Genomic DNA, 13,948 nt, shown 5'->3' with positions numbered 1-13,948 from the left:
TGACAGTTTTCGTAGCCGGCCTCCGGGGTTCGATCAGTTGGTGCCGTCGTGGTAGACCATGGGCCCGCCGGCCTCCAGCGCCGCTTTCGAGGCGTCACTGAGCCAGGGCTTGGCGCTCCTGCCGGTGGCGAGGTTCTCGTACAGCGCCAGGGACGCGATGACGTACCGATGGCTCTGCCGGGTCCATCCGTAGAGATACGCCGAGGACCAGCTACCGGCCCCGTTCGCGCACAGGTGGGAGCCGGGGCCTTTCATGGGGCACATGAAGCCCCAGTCGGTCGAACCGGGCCGGAGTTTCTTCCACGCGGTTTCGGCGGTGTTCGCGTTCCTGAGCGGAATCACCCGGATGACGACCATGATGCGATTGCTCTTGGTGGAATTCGCGCTGGCGTAGATGCCGGAGATCATCTCACCGCATCGCGCCTTGCGAAGAATCTGCCGGACATGTCCTGACTGGAACCATGCGGGACAGTCGTCCGACCTGGTTGCTTTGAGGGTGTAGCGCACGCCCTTGCGGCTCGTGAAGGAGCTCGCGAGAAGCGCGTCCGGCGTGATCGGGGTCTGATCGGTGTCCTCGTCGCCGAGAACGACCGGATCGAACGGCTCCTCGGAGGGGGAGGGGGTCGGCGTGTACGTGTCCGAGGGCTGTAGTGGGGTGGAGGGAGTGTCCGACGGCGACGCCGAAGGCGTGGCGGTCTCCCGCGCAGCGGTCACGCCCTGGCTGACGCCCGACCTGACCAGGCGCTTGACCACGACGATCCCCCCGGTGACCAGGGCGACGACCAGGACGCTCGCGACACCGCCGATCACCCAGCCCATCCGGGAGGCCGGTGCGCCGCCCCCGCCCTTGAGCTCCTCGATCAGCGTGAACAGGACCAGGAAATTCTGGATGTCCCGGGCATGAGTGGTCGTCACCGGCCGCCACTGCTCCCGTACCCTGACCGAGACGGCGCCGTTCTCGACCTTGACCGCGCCGATCTGCGGCCACGGCACCGCGCCGGTCGGCGTGATCAGTGCCTGCGGGGTGGCCGCGAGCTCGCCGAACGTGACGGTACGGCCGGCCTGCAGCGCCGCCCGAGCCTGCGGAAGATGCGCCTGCAGGACGGCGCCGTGAATGGCGGGGCCCCATTCCTCCGGCCGGTCGAACCCATCGATCACCACGGGCGGCGCGACCCCGTCGTTCAGCGAGTACACGCTTCTGAACGGGTCGATGACATCCTTCAGCACGGTCACCGAATCCCAGCGGAAGCCCTGCACCCTGCCATCCGCCGACCGGACGACCACGCCCTGCTCGAAGAGGTGCATCTCCCGATCCCAGGGCGTAGCTCCACCCGCAGGCCCGTAGACCGGCCCCGGCTGGCCAAGTCTATTTTGGGCTGCTATGTCGCTAATCTGATCATTCACGCGCCCATGATCTAACATCTCCGCTCAACATGTCAGTCATGTAGGAAGTCCGTTGCGTGGGCGTAGCCCGCGATAAATCCGGCGACGTCGGTGAATATCCCCGCGATAATGGCCGGCGTGGAGCAGGTCGAGGTCGTCGTCGCCCATCACGAGTGCGCCACCCTGCGCGTCGGCGAGGTGTTCCTGAAGATCGACGCCGATCAGGGGCGCACCGACGTCGAGGTCGAGGCGATGGCCATGGCGCCGGTCCCGACTCCGGAGGTCCTGTGGCGCGAGCCGCCGGTGCTCGCGCTCGCCGCCCTCCCCGGGACGGCTCTCGCCCGCCTCGGAAAGCCGTCGACCGCCTCGCCCGCGGCATGGGCCTCGGCCGGCGCCGCCGTACGGATGCTGCACGACGCGCCGCTGCCGCCATGGCCCGGCCGGAGCGTCGACGAGATCGCGTCGGACCTCGACGGCGAATGCGCGTGGCTCATCACCAACGACGTCCTTCCCGCCGACCTGGTCACGCGCAACCGCCAGGTCGCCGAGGCCGCGCTCCGGCCGTGGACGCCGGTGTTCACGCACGGCGATCTGCAGGTCGCCCACGTGTTCACCGACGGCGACAAGATCACCGGCGTGCTCGACTGGTCCGAGGCGGGCCCGGGTGACGCCCTGTTCGACCTCGCCATCCTGACGCTCGGACACCGGGAGCACCTCGGCGACGTCCTCGCCGGCTACGGCGCCGACGTCGACCTCGACGTGATCCGCGCGTGGTGGTCGCTGCGCAGCCTGCTGGCGGTCCGCTGGCTGATCGAGCACGGCTTCGACCCCTCCTCGCCAGGGTGCGAGGTCGACGTGCTGAGATCCCAGATGTGAGGCCGCGACGGGGCTACGATCGCCGTTCCGCCGCGTCGATCCGCTGGGCGGACGCCGACCGGGCCTTGGCACGGGTGCGCCGGTCAGGCGCGGCTTCGTACGGCCGCGGCGACCGCCTCGATGGCGGCGGCCACCGTACCCGCATCCTTGGCCAGGATCCGGACGTGGTTGGCCGGTGAGGTCGCGAAGACGGAGACCAGCTCGTTGCGCTCCACGGCGAGTTGAACGGCGGCCCGCATGGTGCGCACCTCCGCCTCCGTGGCGCCCGAGTGTTTGCCGGTGCCGACCACGAAGACGGTCGGCACCCTCAGCGCCGCCAAGCCTGCGCAGGACGGGCTGCCAATGCCCGGTGGTGGCGAAGCCGCCGTTGAGGAAGAGCAGCTCGGGCTTCCGGCCGGGGTGGTCGGCGACGTGCAGGTGGGTGTCGGCGGCGGGGACGTTCATCGCGGGTCAGCCCTTCTGGGGGAAACCGAGCTCCTCGCGCTTGGACTGCCATTCGGCCAGCAGCGCGGCCATGCGATCGGCGAGAAAGTCGTGGTAGGCGGCGGCTTCGGCGAGGATCGCCTGGCGCTCGGAGTCGCCGTCGTCGAGCAGGGCCAGCGCCTCCCGGGCGAGGACGGCTTGCTGCTGGTAGATCTCCGCGGCGAAGCCGGTGGGGTCGAGGGCGCGGGAGTCGACGGTGACGTGATCCATGCGCTGGCCCGCACTGCGGGAGCGGCGCACGGCCCGGTGGTCGGCGAGCAGGGCGACCGCTCCGGTGACCGCGCTGCGGCTGGCCATCAGGGCCTCGGCCAGCTCGGCGATGCTTTGCTGGGGCGGCCGGCAGATGAGCAGGTAGCCCAGCACTCGGCCGGCCACGGGCGGGAAACCGTACTCCCGTGCGTAGAAGTGGGCCATGCGATCGGTGAAGGCCAGCTGCTCCGGCGTCGTCATGAGACGAAGGTAGCGCAGATAACTGAGATAACACAAATAAGTGTCATCTCGGTTATCTTGGTGGACGGACCGCGGCCGCGATGCCGTCCAGAAGCATCCTCAGCCCGAACTCGAATTCCTCATCGCTGCCCACCCCGGCGATGTCGGTGGCATGCCGCACCATCCGGGGATGGGTCTGCGGATCGAGACGTTCGTACAGTGCTTGACGTGCCTGCTGTTCCCCCGGATCGGTGGCGTCGAGGTATAGGTTGAACTGCACGGAGCCGATGATCAAGGTGGCCAGCGCGCCGGCGGCAGCCGCTGCGTGCCGCGGGCTCAGCCCCGCGCCGATGAACCGATCGACCGCGACCTCCACTCCCCGAAGCGAATTCGGCCCGAGGCGCTCGGTGCCGCGCAGGAGCAGGGCGACGGAGGGATGAGCGAGAAGGAAGCCGCGGAAGGCGCGTGCCAGCCACTCCGCCTCCGACCGCCAGTCCAGGCCAGGGGGTGGTGGCTGCATCCCCAGCCGGATGGCCTGGTCGGCCACGACGATCGTCAGCTCGTCCCGGCTGCGGACGTGCCGATAGAGCGAAGACTGGCTGCAGCCCAGTTCCTCGGCGAGTCGCCGCATGGTCATCGCCTCGATGCCGTGCTCGTCCAGCAGGCGCAGCGCGGTGTCGGCGATCGCCTCCAGGGAAAGCATCCGATTCCGCCGCCTGCGCGTGGGCGGCTCGCCGCGCGCGAGCCACCAGGACGCGGAGCCCGGCCGATCCGGCGACGAGATACGGGCGCGCTCCGCTGAGCTGGGCTTCTCTCGTGTCATGTCGGAGTCCAGCCTCCCATGCCTTGCACAAGCGAAACGAGATCGCCAAACTTAAGCGAACGTCGTTTGCTTAAGAGGTGTGGGTCGCGTCTGGCAACCGGACGGAGCCACGGGGGAGGAAACAGAGTGCTGGCTGTCAGGAACACCGGCGATGGGATCCAGGTGCAGGACGTGGTCGCCCCGGAGGGGCCGGGCGTCCGGCTGGACATCGCGTCGGCGGGGGTCTGCGGCACGGATGTCGCGCTCGTCGCGAGCGGGCCGTCCGGGCGTTGACCGAGCGCCTCGCCACCGGGTCCGGGGCGATCTACTACCACGTGGGCACCCGGGATGAGCTGTTGGACACCGCGACGGAAACCGTCATCACCGCGGCTCTGGCGACCAAGCCCGGCCGGGCTTCGGCTGCGCCGGAAGACGAGATCCGCACCGTCGCGCTGGCTCTGTTCGACGCGATCGCCGAGCACCAGTGGCTTGCCACGCGGCTGACCCTCCAGATCATCCGAAACTCGGCCGGGCCGGTGACGGTGGGGATCTTCGAGAGGATCGGCCGGCAGGTGGGCGCCTTGGGCGTGCCCGAGGCCGCCTGGTTCTACGCGACCTCGACGCTGGTGCACTACATCCTCGGCGCCGTCAGCCAGAACGCCCGCATCGACGGGGACACCTCGGGCATCAGGCCCGACGCGGACCGCGAAGAGGTCTTCGACGCAACCTCGACGGCCTGGCGGGAACTCGATCCCGATGAGTACCCGTTCATGCACGCCATCGCCGGCCAGATGCGCGAACACGACGACCGCGAGCAGTTCCTCGCCGGCATCGCCCTCGTCCTCGCCGGCATCGCCAACCTCCGCTGACCGGAAGGAATGTTCATGCACCACGTCGTGATCGCGGGTGCCGGCCCAGTCGGCCTGTTCCTGGCGGGCGAGCTTGCTCTGGCCGGATGTTCCGTCCTGGTACTCGAGCGGGACCAGGACCACAACCCGCCCTTGACGGCGCTTCCGCTCGGCATGCGGCCGAGGGCCTGCTCGACAGTTACACCAGCGAGCGCCATCCCGTCGGCGCCGCGGTGCTCGACTGGTCCCGAGCCCAGGTGGCGACCAGTGGTTCGGCACTCCGGAACACCAGCGCCACAACACCGCCGACCTTCACCATCGGCCGTGACACCGACGACCAAAGGACAACGCCCATGACCGCTTTCGCGTGGGTCCGCACCTGGGGCGCCTCGCCGCAGTCTCCGGACAACTCCGTCGCCTTCGTCGAGCCCTTCGAGAACGCGACGCTGCGGCAAGTCGTCCGCGTCAGCGGCGGCGGGCACAGCGTCCGCATCCGCATCAGCAATGAGTACGGCACCGCCCCACTGACCATCGGCGCCGCCCGCGTCGCGATCGCGGGCTCCGGCGGCGGGATCCACGAGGGAAGCGACCATGCGGTGACCTTCGGCGGCCAGCCGACCGCCACGGTACCGGCGGGCGCGCCGATCCTCAGTGACCCCATCGATCTGCGCATCCCCGCTCTGTCGCGGCTGACGATCAGCCTCTACCTGCCCGGCAGCGTCGCCGCCCCCACCTGCCACGGGACCTTCCATGCGCTCGGCTGGATCATCCCCGGCGACGCGACCGCACTCGCGTCACCGCCCGCGGACGCGGCCCCGTTGCTGGCGCAAGCCCTGATCGCGGCGGTGGAGGTGCGGCCCGACGCGCCGGCCAAGGCCATCGTCGTCATCGGTGACTCGCGCGCCGACGGCATCGGCTCCACCCCCGGCGCGGATCGGCGCTGGCCCGACCTGCTCGCCACGCGCCTGGCCGCCCGCGGCGGGCAGACGCTCTGCGTGGTCAACCAGGGCATCGGCGGCAACCGCATGCTCGCCGACGGCATCGGCGCCGCCGCTCTGGCCCGCTTCGACCGCGACGTCCTCGCCACGCCGGGCCTCGGTCACGTGGTGATCGCAGTGGGCAACGACCTCGTCTTCTCCTTCGCCCCGCGTACCGAGGAGACCGCCGGATTCCTCGAGATGTTTCCCGGCGCGCCCGTCACCGTGGACGACGTCATCGCGGCCCACCTCCAGCTGGCGGCTCGGGCCCGCGCGCACGGTGCGAGGGCCTACGCCGCGACCATCGCTCCGTACGGCGGCTCGGACATGTACTCACCCGAGGGCGACAAGGCGCGCGAGCAGGTCAACACGTGGATCCGCACGAGCGGCGCCTTCGACGGCGTGCTCGACTTCGACGCCGTGTGGCGCGACCCCGCCGACCCCACCCGCATCCGCGGCGACCTCCACATGGGCGACCACCTCCACGGCAGCGACGCGGGCTATGAGGCCCTCGCGGAATCCATCGACCTCTCCCTCTTCGACTGATCCATCCTTCACGGCGCCGGCCGCACAATGAGATCAACAAGCAACGAAGGAGCTCGATTGTCCACCTATCTCTTGGGCGGGGATCTGCCCGTCGAACGGCTCGGCCTGGGCACGATGCGGCTGACCGGGCCCGGCGTCTGGGGCCCGCCGTACGACCGGGAAGAGGCGCTGCGTGTGCTACGGCGGGCGGTCGAGCTGGGGGTGAACCTGATCGACACGGCCGACTCCTACGGCCCGTTCGTGAGCGAGGACCTCATCGCCGAGGCGCTGTACCCCTACCCGGAGGACGTGGTCATCGCGACCAAGGGCGGCTTCACCCGCCAGGGCCCCAATGCGTGGGCCCCGGTGGGACGTCCGGAGTACCTGCGCCAGTGTGTCGAGATGAGCCTACGCAGGCTGAAGGTGGAGCGCATCGACCTGTACCAGCTTCACCGGATCGACCCGCAGGTCCCGCTCGCCGACCAGCTCGGTGAACTGACGGCTCTGCGGCAGGAGGGCAAGATCCGGCACATCGGGCTGTCCGCGGTCGAGGTGGCCGAGATCGAGCAGGCCCGCGTGCTGGCCGAGGTGGTCAGCGTGCAGAACATCTACAACCTCACCAGGCAGCGCCATCGTGACGTGCTCGAGTACTGTGCGCGTGAGTCGCTCGCCTTCATCCCCTACTTCCCGCTGCAGGCCGGATCGCTGGCCGGGACCGGTGGTGACCTGGCGGAACTGGCCAAGGGGTACGGAGCGACGCCGTCGCAGATCGCGCTGGCCTGGCTCCTGGCCCTGTCGCCGGTCACGCTGCCGATCCCGGGCACCTCACGGACGGTCCACCTGGAGGAGAACCTCGCCGCTATAGACGTCCGGCTCACCAGCGAGGACGTCGCTCGCCTCACCCGACAGTGGTCGGACGAACCCTGAAGGAGCCGGTCGCGATTTAGGTGAGCGCTCATTGAATTGACACTCGCGCAAGCGCTGATTATCTTAGCGCTCACCTTCTGAGAGATGACTCAACGACTGGCGGTTTCGTCATGCCCTTCACCACAGCCCGCGGCACCCGCGTCCACTACGAACTCGACGGCCAGGGCCCCGGCCTCGTGCTGGTCCACGGCACCGGCGGCGACGCCGAGAAGGTCTTCGGCAACGTCGTCGGCCACTTCACGCAGAGCAGGACCGTCGTGCGGCCCAACTTCAGCGGCAGCGGCCAGACCACCGACGACGACGGCGAGCTGACCGTCGAACTGATCGCCGACCAGGTCACCGCGGCCACCCGCGCCGCGCTCGACGGCCCGGTGGACCTGCTCGGCTTCTCCCTCGGCGCCGTCGCCGCGGCCGCCGTCGCAGCCACCCGGCCCGACCTGGTGCGCAGCCTCATCCTGGTCGGTGGCTGGGCCCATTCCGCCGGCCCGCGCGACCGGTACTACTTCGAGACCTGGGCCAAGCTGCTGCGGACCGATCGCGAGCTGTTCAAGCGCTTCTCCGCCCTGACCGGCTTCAGCGCCGCCGCCCTGGACCGCTTCGGCCACGACGGGCTCGCCTACTCCCTGGCCGACGCGTGGCCGCCGGCGGGCATCGGCCGCCAGATCGACCTCGGTCTCCACGTGGACCTCCGGCCGCTGCTGCCCAGGATCACCGCGCCCACCCTGGTGATCGGCTTCGCCGAAGACGCCATGATCCCCATCGAAGGCTCCCGGCACCTGCACGCCGCGATCCCCGGCAGCCGCCTGGTGGAGGTCGAAGGCGAGGGCCACATGGACTGGTTCGCCGACCCCAGCGGCCTGGTCAAGCTGATCCGCGACTTCATCGACAACCCCGCACAGAGCTGACCGCGGTCGTGACGGGCCATGCTCCGCGGTCCAGCAGGTCCAGCAGGTCCAGCAGGTCCAGCAGGTCCAGGACGAGAGCCGCGATGTTCGCGTTCGGCGGCTGTCCATCCCAGCAGGTGGCTTCCACATCGATGACGCCCCCTGACGTGATGACGAAACAGCGAGCGCAGCCCCCGGGCATCGGTCTGCCCGGGGGCCGAGGGCACGTAGGGGACGGCGCGCTGCTAGATGGTCGGGTAGCGGCTGTAGTAGTCGCCGAGCGCGTCGCGATACGGGCCGTCGCGGTAGGTGTCCTTGTCGTACTTGGGCGCGTCCTTGATCTCGTCCTTGGTCCGCGCCAGGTAGACCTTGCGTTCCTGCGGGTCGATCCGGATGACGGTGCCGGCCGGTAGCACGTGCTTGGAACCGAAGATCCACGGGCCGGTGTCGACCACGATGCAGCGTGAGCCGGTCTCGTGCTGGGCTTCGTCCACTGACCCGATCGACCCGTCGGTGGCCTCGACGTCGAAGCCGACGATGTCGAGAGTGTCGTCGTCGTGGACGCCAGGTCGATAGCTCCACATGTCGTACATGAAAACCTCCTGTTGTGGATTTGGAGATGGGCGGCCCGGCCGCGAGCGCGCGGGTCAGCCGCCCGATGCCGGAGGCGCCGGGTAGCCGGTGCCCGGCAGCGGCGCCTCGTGGCTTTGTGCGGACCGGGTGTGCGGTGAGGTATCGGCACCGGGAGCGTTCGGGCGCGGCACGTCCCCGCGCCAGGCGCCGGTCTCCCGGTCGCGGGATTCGATGAAGTCCTTGAAACGGCGCAGATCGCCCTGCACGCGCATCCTGACGACTTGAAGCCAGTCGCCGGCGGTCTCGACGAACCCCTCGGGGTCGTATTCCATCTGGAGCATGACGCGGGTGGTGGTGTCGTCGAGCCGATGGAACGTGACAACGCCTGCGTGTCTGGGCGGGCCGTGGCTGCGCCAGGCCACGCGCTCGTCGGGATGCTGCTCGGTGATCTCGCTCTCGAACTCCCGCTTGACCCCGGCGATCTCGGCCAGCCAGGCGGCGCGCGTGTCGGTGAGCTGCCTGACCGACTCCACCCCCTGCATGAACTCGGGGAAGCTCTCGAACTGCGTCCACTGGTTATAGGCGACGCTCACGGGGACACGGACGTCCGCGGAATACTCGATGGTGCTCATGGCCATCTCCTCTGCCCGTCAGGTCGCGGAGGTAACCGTTTGGATCACCGTGCCCGTCCGACGCCTGAGCGGGGTCCGTCGGGGTAGTCCCACTGCCATGGCTCTCGACGTGCTGGTCCTGCGGGGCCGCGGTCTGGAAGGTCTCCTCACGATCGTTCCCGCCCTGAGGGCGCTGCGCCGGGCGCATCCGCTGCGGCGCATAGTCCTCGCCGCCCCCGCCCGGCTGGCCGGGCTCCTGCCGCGGATCGACGCCGGCACCGACCTGCTGGACGTGTCGGGCCCCGGCCCCATCCCCTACGAGCAGCCGGACATCGGGGTGAACTTCCACGGCAAGGGGCCGAACAGCGTCCGGGCGCTGCGTGACACGCAGCCGGGCGATCTCCTGTCTTATGGTCCCGACGGTCCGTGCTGGCTGCTGGACGTGCCCGAGGTGCAGCGCTGGTGCGATCTGCTCAACTGGTACGGCATGGCCACCGACCCGGGCGATCTGCTCCTGGGCACGCATCAGCCGAAAGCGCATGTCATCGTGCATCCGGGAGCATCCTCTCGGGCCCACCGGTGGCGGCCCAAACGTTTCGCCCACATCGCCAGGAAGCTCGGCCGCCAAGGGTTGCGCGTGGTGGTGACCGGCTCGTCCGCAGACCGTTCGCTGGCCGCCCGGGTCGCCGCCGCGGCGGCGTTGCCGCCTGACCAGGTGGCGGCCGGCCGTACCGAGGTGGCGGAACTCGCGGAACTGGTGCGCACGGCCAGGCTCGTCATCACGGGCGAGACCGGCATCGCCCGCCTGGCCGGCGCGTTCGCCACCCCGGCGGTCGTTCTGTCCGGTCATGGCTCGCCCGTGCAGCCGGATTCGTCACCGCGTGGGCGGCACATCGTGTTGTGCAGGGGACTCTCGCGCGACCCGGGCGGCGAGGGGGTTCTCGCGATCAAGAAGTCGGAGGTTCTGGCGGCGGCTCAGTGCCTCTTGGACTGACGGCGGCGGGCGGCTGTTTGACGCCCCGGGTGTGGGTATGCGGCGGCGCATGACCAAAGACGCCAAGAACCGCCAGCTCGACCAGCATCGCGTCCGTTCCGCGGACGCCGCGATGACCACCGATCAGGGCATCCGGGTCGACGACACCGACAACTCGCTGCGCGCGGGCACGCGTGGCCCCACCTTGATGGAGGATTTCCACGTCCGCGAGAAGCTCACCCGTTTCGACCATGAGCGCATCCCGGAGCGGGTCGTGCATGCGCGGGGCGCGGGAGCTTACGGCCACTTCCAGGTCTATGAGCCGCTGGCCGAGTGGACGGCGGCGCAGTTCCTGAACGATCCGTCGGCGCGGACGCCGGTGTTCGTGCGGTTCTCGACCGTGGCGGGTTCACGCGGCTCGGCCGACACGGTGCGGGACGTGCGCGGCTTCGCCACCAAGTTCTTCACCCCGCAGGGCAACTTCGACCTGGTCGGCAACAACATGCCGGTCTTCTTCATCCAGGACGGCGCCAAGTTCCCCGACTTCGTGCACGCCGTCAAGCCGGAGCCGCACAACGAGATCCCGCAGGCCCAGTCGGCCCACGACACCTTCTGGGACTTCGTCCAGCTGCAGCCGGAGACGCTGCACATGGTCATGTGGCTGATGTCGGACCGGGCGATCCCGCGCAGCTACCGCATGATGCAGGGCTTCGGCGTGCACACCTTCCGCTTCGTCAACGCCGCCGGGCAGGGGACGTTCGTGAAGTTCCACTGGAAGCCGCTGCTCGGCTCCCACTCGCTGGTGTGGGACGAGGTGCTGCGCATCCAGGGCAACGATCCCGACTTCAACCGCCGCGACCTGTGGGAGGCGATCGAACAGGGCGCCTTCCCGGAGTGGGAGCTGGGGGTCCAGCTCGTGCCGGAGGAGCGGGAGCACGAGTTCGGCGTCGACCTGCTCGACCCGACCAAGATCATCCCTGAGGAAGTGGTTCCGGTGCGCCCGGTCGGCCGCCTGGTTCTGGACCGGAATCCGGACAACTTCTTCGCCGAGACCGAGCAGGTGGCCTTCCACGTGGCCAACGTCGTGCCCGGCATCGACTTCAGCAACGACCCGTTGCTGCAGGCCAGGCTCTTCTCCTACCTCGACACTCAGCTGATCCGGCTGGGCGGGCCCAACTTCGCGCAGCTTCCGGTCAACCGGCCTCTCACCGGCGTGCACAACGACCAGCGCGATGGGTACGGCCAGCACCTCGTGCACACCTCGCGGACCAGCTACGCGCCGAACTCACTGTCCGGCGGCTGCCCTGCGGCGGGCGACGGCTACCGGCACTTCCAGGAGAGGGTGGATGGCCGCAAGGTCCGCGAGCGCAGCCCGAGCTTCGCCGACCACTACAGCCAGGCGACCTTGTTCTGGAACAGCATGAGCGACTGGGAGAAGCAGCACATCGCCGAGGCGTTCCTGTTCGAGCTCGGGCATGTGACGCAAGGGCCGATCAAGCAAGGCGTGCTCGCTCACCTGGGCGCGATTCACCCGGACCTGGCGGCCTTGGTGGCCGCGGGCCTGGGGCTGGCCGTACCGGAGCGAACCGAGGTGCATGACCGCACCTCGCCCGCGCTCAGCCTGGCCGGCCGGCCGGGCACGCCGGCCACCAGGAAGGTCGCGGTGCTGATGGCCGACGGCGCCGACGCCGACGCGGTGCTGGCCGTACGCCGGCGGCTGGAAGAGCTCGGAGCCGTCTGCGAGGTCCTGGCGCCGCGCGAGGGGATGGCGGGCGAGGTGGCGGTGGACAAGCGGCTCGGCACCGCCGCCTCGGTCCTGTACGACGCCGTGCTGCTCGCCGACGGCAAGCAGCTCGCCCAGCTCGGGCAGGCGGTGCACTTCATCCGGGAGGCGTACAAGCACGGCAAGCCCATCGCGGCAGTCGGCACCGGCCTCGAACTGCTGCACGCCGCCGCGCTGCCCGGCGACCGCGGTGTCATCACCGGCGACCCGGTCGCCGACGCGTTCGCCGAGGCGATCGGCGCGCACCGCTTCTACGACCGCGACATCTCCACCCTGGCCGCCTGAGCGGTGTGGTCAGGAGCTGGGCCGGCACGTCAGGCCGGGGACATGTCCGGCGGCTCGGGTCGCACGCCGGTCAGGGGCTTGGTGGCGGGGCCGTTGAGGACGTTGCCGTCGATATCGAAGCGGGAGCCGTGGCAGGGGCATTCCCAGGTGGTCTCGGCCTCGTTGAAGGCCACCAGGCAGCCCAGGTGGGTGCAGGTGGCCGACACGTTGTGCACGGTGCCGTCCTTCTGGCGGTAGATCGCGCGGTGCTCGCCCTCCAGCCGGACCACCGCCGCGCAGCCGGGCGCGATGTCCTCGACCCGGTCGAGGTGCGGGCGGCGTAGCCGGTCGCCGATGAAGTGGCGGGCGACCTCGGCCTGCTGCCTGGCCACGGAGAGGGCTTCGCGCATCGGGTGGAGGCGCCGTGGGTCGTACAGCTTGGCCCATGGCTCTTCCCGGCCGGTCAGCGAGGCCGCGAGCAGGCTGCCGGCCATCACCCCGTTGCTCATGCCCCATCCGGCGAACCCGGTGGCCACGTAGACGTGCCGGGCGCCGGGGTGGAAGAGGCCGACGTGCGGGAGGTGGTCGGTGGTGTCGTTGTCCTGTGCCGCCCAGTGGCAGGCGATCTCGGCGCCGGGAAAGTGGGTCCGTGTCCAGCCGGCGAGGCGTTCGAAGCGTTCGGCGGTGTCGTCCGCGCCGAGTTTGGCCGACTCGCCGGTGACGATGAGCAGCCGCCGGTCGTCGCCGTAGGGGGCCGTGCGGATCGAGCGGATGCGGTGTTCCCGGGTGAGGTACATGCCGGCCGGGTCCTGGGAGGCGGGGATGGGGGCGGCCACGACCAGTTCACGGCGTGGCAGGAGGCGGGAGAACAGCAGCGCCCGGTCGAAGACCGGATAGTGCGTGGCGATCACGACGTCGGCGGCGGTGACCGTGTGCCCGTTCTCGCAGGTGATCTGGCATGGCTTGCCCTCTTTCAGGCCGGTGATGCGGCTGCGTTCGTAGATCGCGGCCTTGCGGCGCGTCAGGTCATCGGCCAGCGCGAGCAGGTATTTGCGCGGATGGAACTGGGCCTGGCCGTCCACCTTCAGGGCGGCCGCGACCTCGAACGGCAGCCCGGTCACGTCGGCGAGACAGGCGGCAAGGCCCGCACGTCCGGCGGCCTCGGCCTCGGCGCGCACGTGGCCGGCCTCGTCCGGCGACTCGGCGTAGATGTAGGCGGGCAGGCGTTCCAGTTCACAGTCGACCCCCAGCTCCGCGGCCACGTCCCAGACATGGTCCACGGCGTCCTGCTGGGATGAGGCGTACAAACGGGCCGCTTCCGCGCCGTAGGCTTCGGCCAGCCGCTGATAGATCAGGCCGTGCTGGGCGGACAGCTTGGCCGTGGTGTAGCCGCTCACTCCGGCGGCGATCCGGTCGGCCTCCACGACCACCACCGACATGCCCGCGCGCGCCAGTTCCCAGGCGGTGCTCAGGCCGGCGATCCCGGCCCCGACCACCGCGACGTCGGCGACGACGTCCTGTTCCAGCGGCGGATACGACGTGGCGGGCGTCGTCTGCATCCAATACGACTCGGCGACTGCGGGAATCGATGTCATACCTGCTCACCTGCC

16 protein-coding genes are annotated in these 13,948 nt (G+C 69.8%); 9 read left to right on the top strand and 7 right to left on the bottom strand.

Features of this window, described 5'->3' with window-relative positions; translation table 11 throughout:
* Positions 1-33: 33 nt before the first annotated feature.
* On the bottom strand, positions 34-1,305 hold the full coding sequence (locus tag FVE25_RS49850) for a DUF6585 family protein (RefSeq protein WP_157254423.1): 1,272 nt from the start codon (positions 1,303-1,305) through the stop codon (positions 34-36).
* 216 nt (positions 1,306-1,521) lie between these two features.
* Between FVE25_RS49850 and FVE25_RS49845 the strand changes: the two genes are divergently transcribed.
* The gene (locus FVE25_RS49845) at positions 1,522-2,259 is read left to right on the top strand and encodes a phosphotransferase family protein (RefSeq protein ID WP_157254422.1); all 738 of its coding nucleotides are present in this window, start codon (positions 1,522-1,524) and stop codon (positions 2,257-2,259) included.
* A gap of 83 nt (positions 2,260-2,342) precedes the next feature.
* On the opposite strand, the gene FVE25_RS49840 is transcribed toward FVE25_RS49845, so the two are convergent.
* The 3 genes from FVE25_RS49840 to FVE25_RS49830 all read right to left on the bottom strand — a co-directional run bounded on the left by FVE25_RS49840 (position 2,343) and on the right by FVE25_RS49830 (position 3,874).
* Entirely contained in the window at positions 2,343-2,579 is a 237-nt protein-coding gene (locus tag FVE25_RS49840; RefSeq protein WP_157254421.1) for a hypothetical protein, read from the bottom strand.
* Positions 2,580-2,709: 130 nt separating this feature from the next.
* A complete protein-coding gene (locus tag FVE25_RS49835; protein ID WP_157254420.1) occupies positions 2,710-3,192 on the bottom strand; it encodes a GbsR/MarR family transcriptional regulator in 483 nt (160 codons plus the stop codon).
* Positions 3,193-3,244: 52 nt separating this feature from the next.
* Positions 3,245-3,874: a TetR/AcrR family transcriptional regulator gene (locus FVE25_RS49830; RefSeq protein ID WP_219825995.1), complete on the bottom strand. Its 630-nt coding sequence runs from the start codon at positions 3,872-3,874 to the stop codon at positions 3,245-3,247.
* 246 nt (positions 3,875-4,120) lie between these two features.
* Here FVE25_RS49830 and FVE25_RS54165 point away from each other — a divergent pair, with 246 nt between their 5' ends.
* The 6 genes from FVE25_RS54165 to FVE25_RS49805 all read left to right on the top strand — a co-directional run bounded on the left by FVE25_RS54165 (position 4,121) and on the right by FVE25_RS49805 (position 8,155).
* The gene (locus tag FVE25_RS54165) at positions 4,121-4,267 is read left to right on the top strand and encodes a hypothetical protein (protein ID WP_181019968.1); all 147 of its coding nucleotides are present in this window, start codon (positions 4,121-4,123) and stop codon (positions 4,265-4,267) included.
* Positions 4,264-4,842: a TetR/AcrR family transcriptional regulator C-terminal domain-containing protein gene (locus FVE25_RS49825; protein WP_219825994.1), complete on the top strand. Its 579-nt coding sequence runs from the start codon at positions 4,264-4,266 to the stop codon at positions 4,840-4,842. The genes FVE25_RS54165 and FVE25_RS49825 overlap by 4 nt, the downstream gene beginning before the upstream one ends.
* A 9-nt stretch (positions 4,843-4,851) precedes the next feature.
* A complete protein-coding gene (locus FVE25_RS54765) occupies positions 4,852-5,178 on the top strand; it encodes an FAD-dependent monooxygenase (RefSeq protein ID WP_343046191.1) in 327 nt (108 codons plus the stop codon).
* Positions 5,175-6,344 carry an SGNH/GDSL hydrolase family protein gene (locus FVE25_RS49815; protein ID WP_157254419.1) on the top strand — a complete coding sequence of 390 codons (1,170 nt, stop codon included), beginning with the start codon at positions 5,175-5,177 and terminating at the stop codon, positions 6,342-6,344. The genes FVE25_RS54765 and FVE25_RS49815 overlap by 4 nt, the downstream gene beginning before the upstream one ends.
* Before the next feature lie 27 nt (positions 6,345-6,371).
* Positions 6,372-7,250 carry an aldo/keto reductase gene (locus FVE25_RS49810; RefSeq protein ID WP_157254418.1) on the top strand — a complete coding sequence of 293 codons (879 nt, stop codon included), beginning with the start codon at positions 6,372-6,374 and terminating at the stop codon, positions 7,248-7,250.
* 110 nt (positions 7,251-7,360) lie between these two features.
* Positions 7,361-8,155 carry an alpha/beta fold hydrolase gene (locus tag FVE25_RS49805; RefSeq protein WP_157254417.1) on the top strand — a complete coding sequence of 265 codons (795 nt, stop codon included), beginning with the start codon at positions 7,361-7,363 and terminating at the stop codon, positions 8,153-8,155.
* Between the two features lie 224 nt (positions 8,156-8,379).
* Here the strand turns inward: FVE25_RS49805 and FVE25_RS49800 are convergent, their stop codons facing one another.
* Together FVE25_RS49800 and FVE25_RS49795 are read right to left on the bottom strand one after the other, a co-directional pair.
* Entirely contained in the window at positions 8,380-8,727 is a 348-nt protein-coding gene (locus tag FVE25_RS49800; RefSeq protein WP_157254416.1) for a PRC-barrel domain containing protein, read from the bottom strand.
* Positions 8,728-8,781: 54 nt separating this feature from the next.
* Complete coding sequence (locus tag FVE25_RS49795; RefSeq protein ID WP_157254415.1) at positions 8,782-9,339, bottom strand: SRPBCC family protein; 558 nt, start codon at positions 9,337-9,339, stop codon at positions 8,782-8,784.
* Positions 9,340-9,436: 97 nt separating this feature from the next.
* Between FVE25_RS49795 and FVE25_RS49790 the strand changes: the two genes are divergently transcribed.
* Both FVE25_RS49790 and FVE25_RS49785 read left to right on the top strand, forming a co-directional pair.
* Positions 9,437-10,312: a glycosyltransferase family 9 protein gene (locus FVE25_RS49790; protein WP_157254414.1), complete on the top strand. Its 876-nt coding sequence runs from the start codon at positions 9,437-9,439 to the stop codon at positions 10,310-10,312.
* A gap of 49 nt (positions 10,313-10,361) precedes the next feature.
* A complete protein-coding gene (locus tag FVE25_RS49785; protein ID WP_157254413.1) occupies positions 10,362-12,359 on the top strand; it encodes a catalase in 1,998 nt (665 codons plus the stop codon).
* A gap of 29 nt (positions 12,360-12,388) precedes the next feature.
* On the opposite strand, the gene FVE25_RS49780 is transcribed toward FVE25_RS49785, so the two are convergent.
* Entirely contained in the window at positions 12,389-13,933 is a 1,545-nt protein-coding gene (locus FVE25_RS49780; protein WP_157254412.1) for an FAD-dependent oxidoreductase, read from the bottom strand.
* Positions 13,934-13,948: the final 15 nt, after the last annotated feature.

Source organism: Nonomuraea typhae, from assembly GCF_009760925.1.
GTDB lineage: Bacteria > Actinomycetota > Actinomycetes > Streptosporangiales > Streptosporangiaceae > Nonomuraea > Nonomuraea typhae.
The sequence above is the reverse complement of the archived record's forward strand: the minus strand, read 5'-3'. Positions and strand labels throughout refer to the sequence as shown.

Bases quoted from the DNA above. Each gene is read 5' to 3' on its own strand.
- FVE25_RS49850 (WP_157254423.1), bottom strand. From the start codon at position 1,305: ATGCACCTCTTCGAGCAGGGCGTGGTCGTCCGGTCGGCGGATGGCAGG.
- FVE25_RS49835 (WP_157254420.1), bottom strand. From the start codon at position 3,192: ATGACGACGCCGGAGCAGCTGGCCTTCACCGATCGCATGGCCCACTTC.
- FVE25_RS49830 (WP_219825995.1), bottom strand. From the start codon at position 3,874: ATGCTTTCCCTGGAGGCGATCGCCGACACCGCGCTGCGCCTGCTGGAC.
- FVE25_RS54765 (WP_343046191.1), top strand. From the start codon at position 4,852: ATGTTCATGCACCACGTCGTGATCGCGGGTGCCGGCCCAGTCGGCCTG.
- FVE25_RS49815 (WP_157254419.1), top strand. From the start codon at position 5,175: ATGACCGCTTTCGCGTGGGTCCGCACCTGGGGCGCCTCGCCGCAGTCT.
- FVE25_RS49810 (WP_157254418.1), top strand. From the start codon at position 6,372: ATGAGATCAACAAGCAACGAAGGAGCTCGATTGTCCACCTATCTCTTG.
- FVE25_RS49805 (WP_157254417.1), top strand. From the start codon at position 7,361: ATGCCCTTCACCACAGCCCGCGGCACCCGCGTCCACTACGAACTCGAC.
- FVE25_RS49800 (WP_157254416.1), bottom strand. From the start codon at position 8,727: ATGTACGACATGTGGAGCTATCGACCTGGCGTCCACGACGACGACACT.
- FVE25_RS49795 (WP_157254415.1), bottom strand. From the start codon at position 9,339: ATGAGCACCATCGAGTATTCCGCGGACGTCCGTGTCCCCGTGAGCGTC.
- FVE25_RS49790 (WP_157254414.1), top strand. From the start codon at position 9,437: ATGGCTCTCGACGTGCTGGTCCTGCGGGGCCGCGGTCTGGAAGGTCTC.
- FVE25_RS49785 (WP_157254413.1), top strand. From the start codon at position 10,362: ATGACCAAAGACGCCAAGAACCGCCAGCTCGACCAGCATCGCGTCCGT.
- FVE25_RS49780 (WP_157254412.1), bottom strand. From the start codon at position 13,933: ATGACATCGATTCCCGCAGTCGCCGAGTCGTATTGGATGCAGACGACG.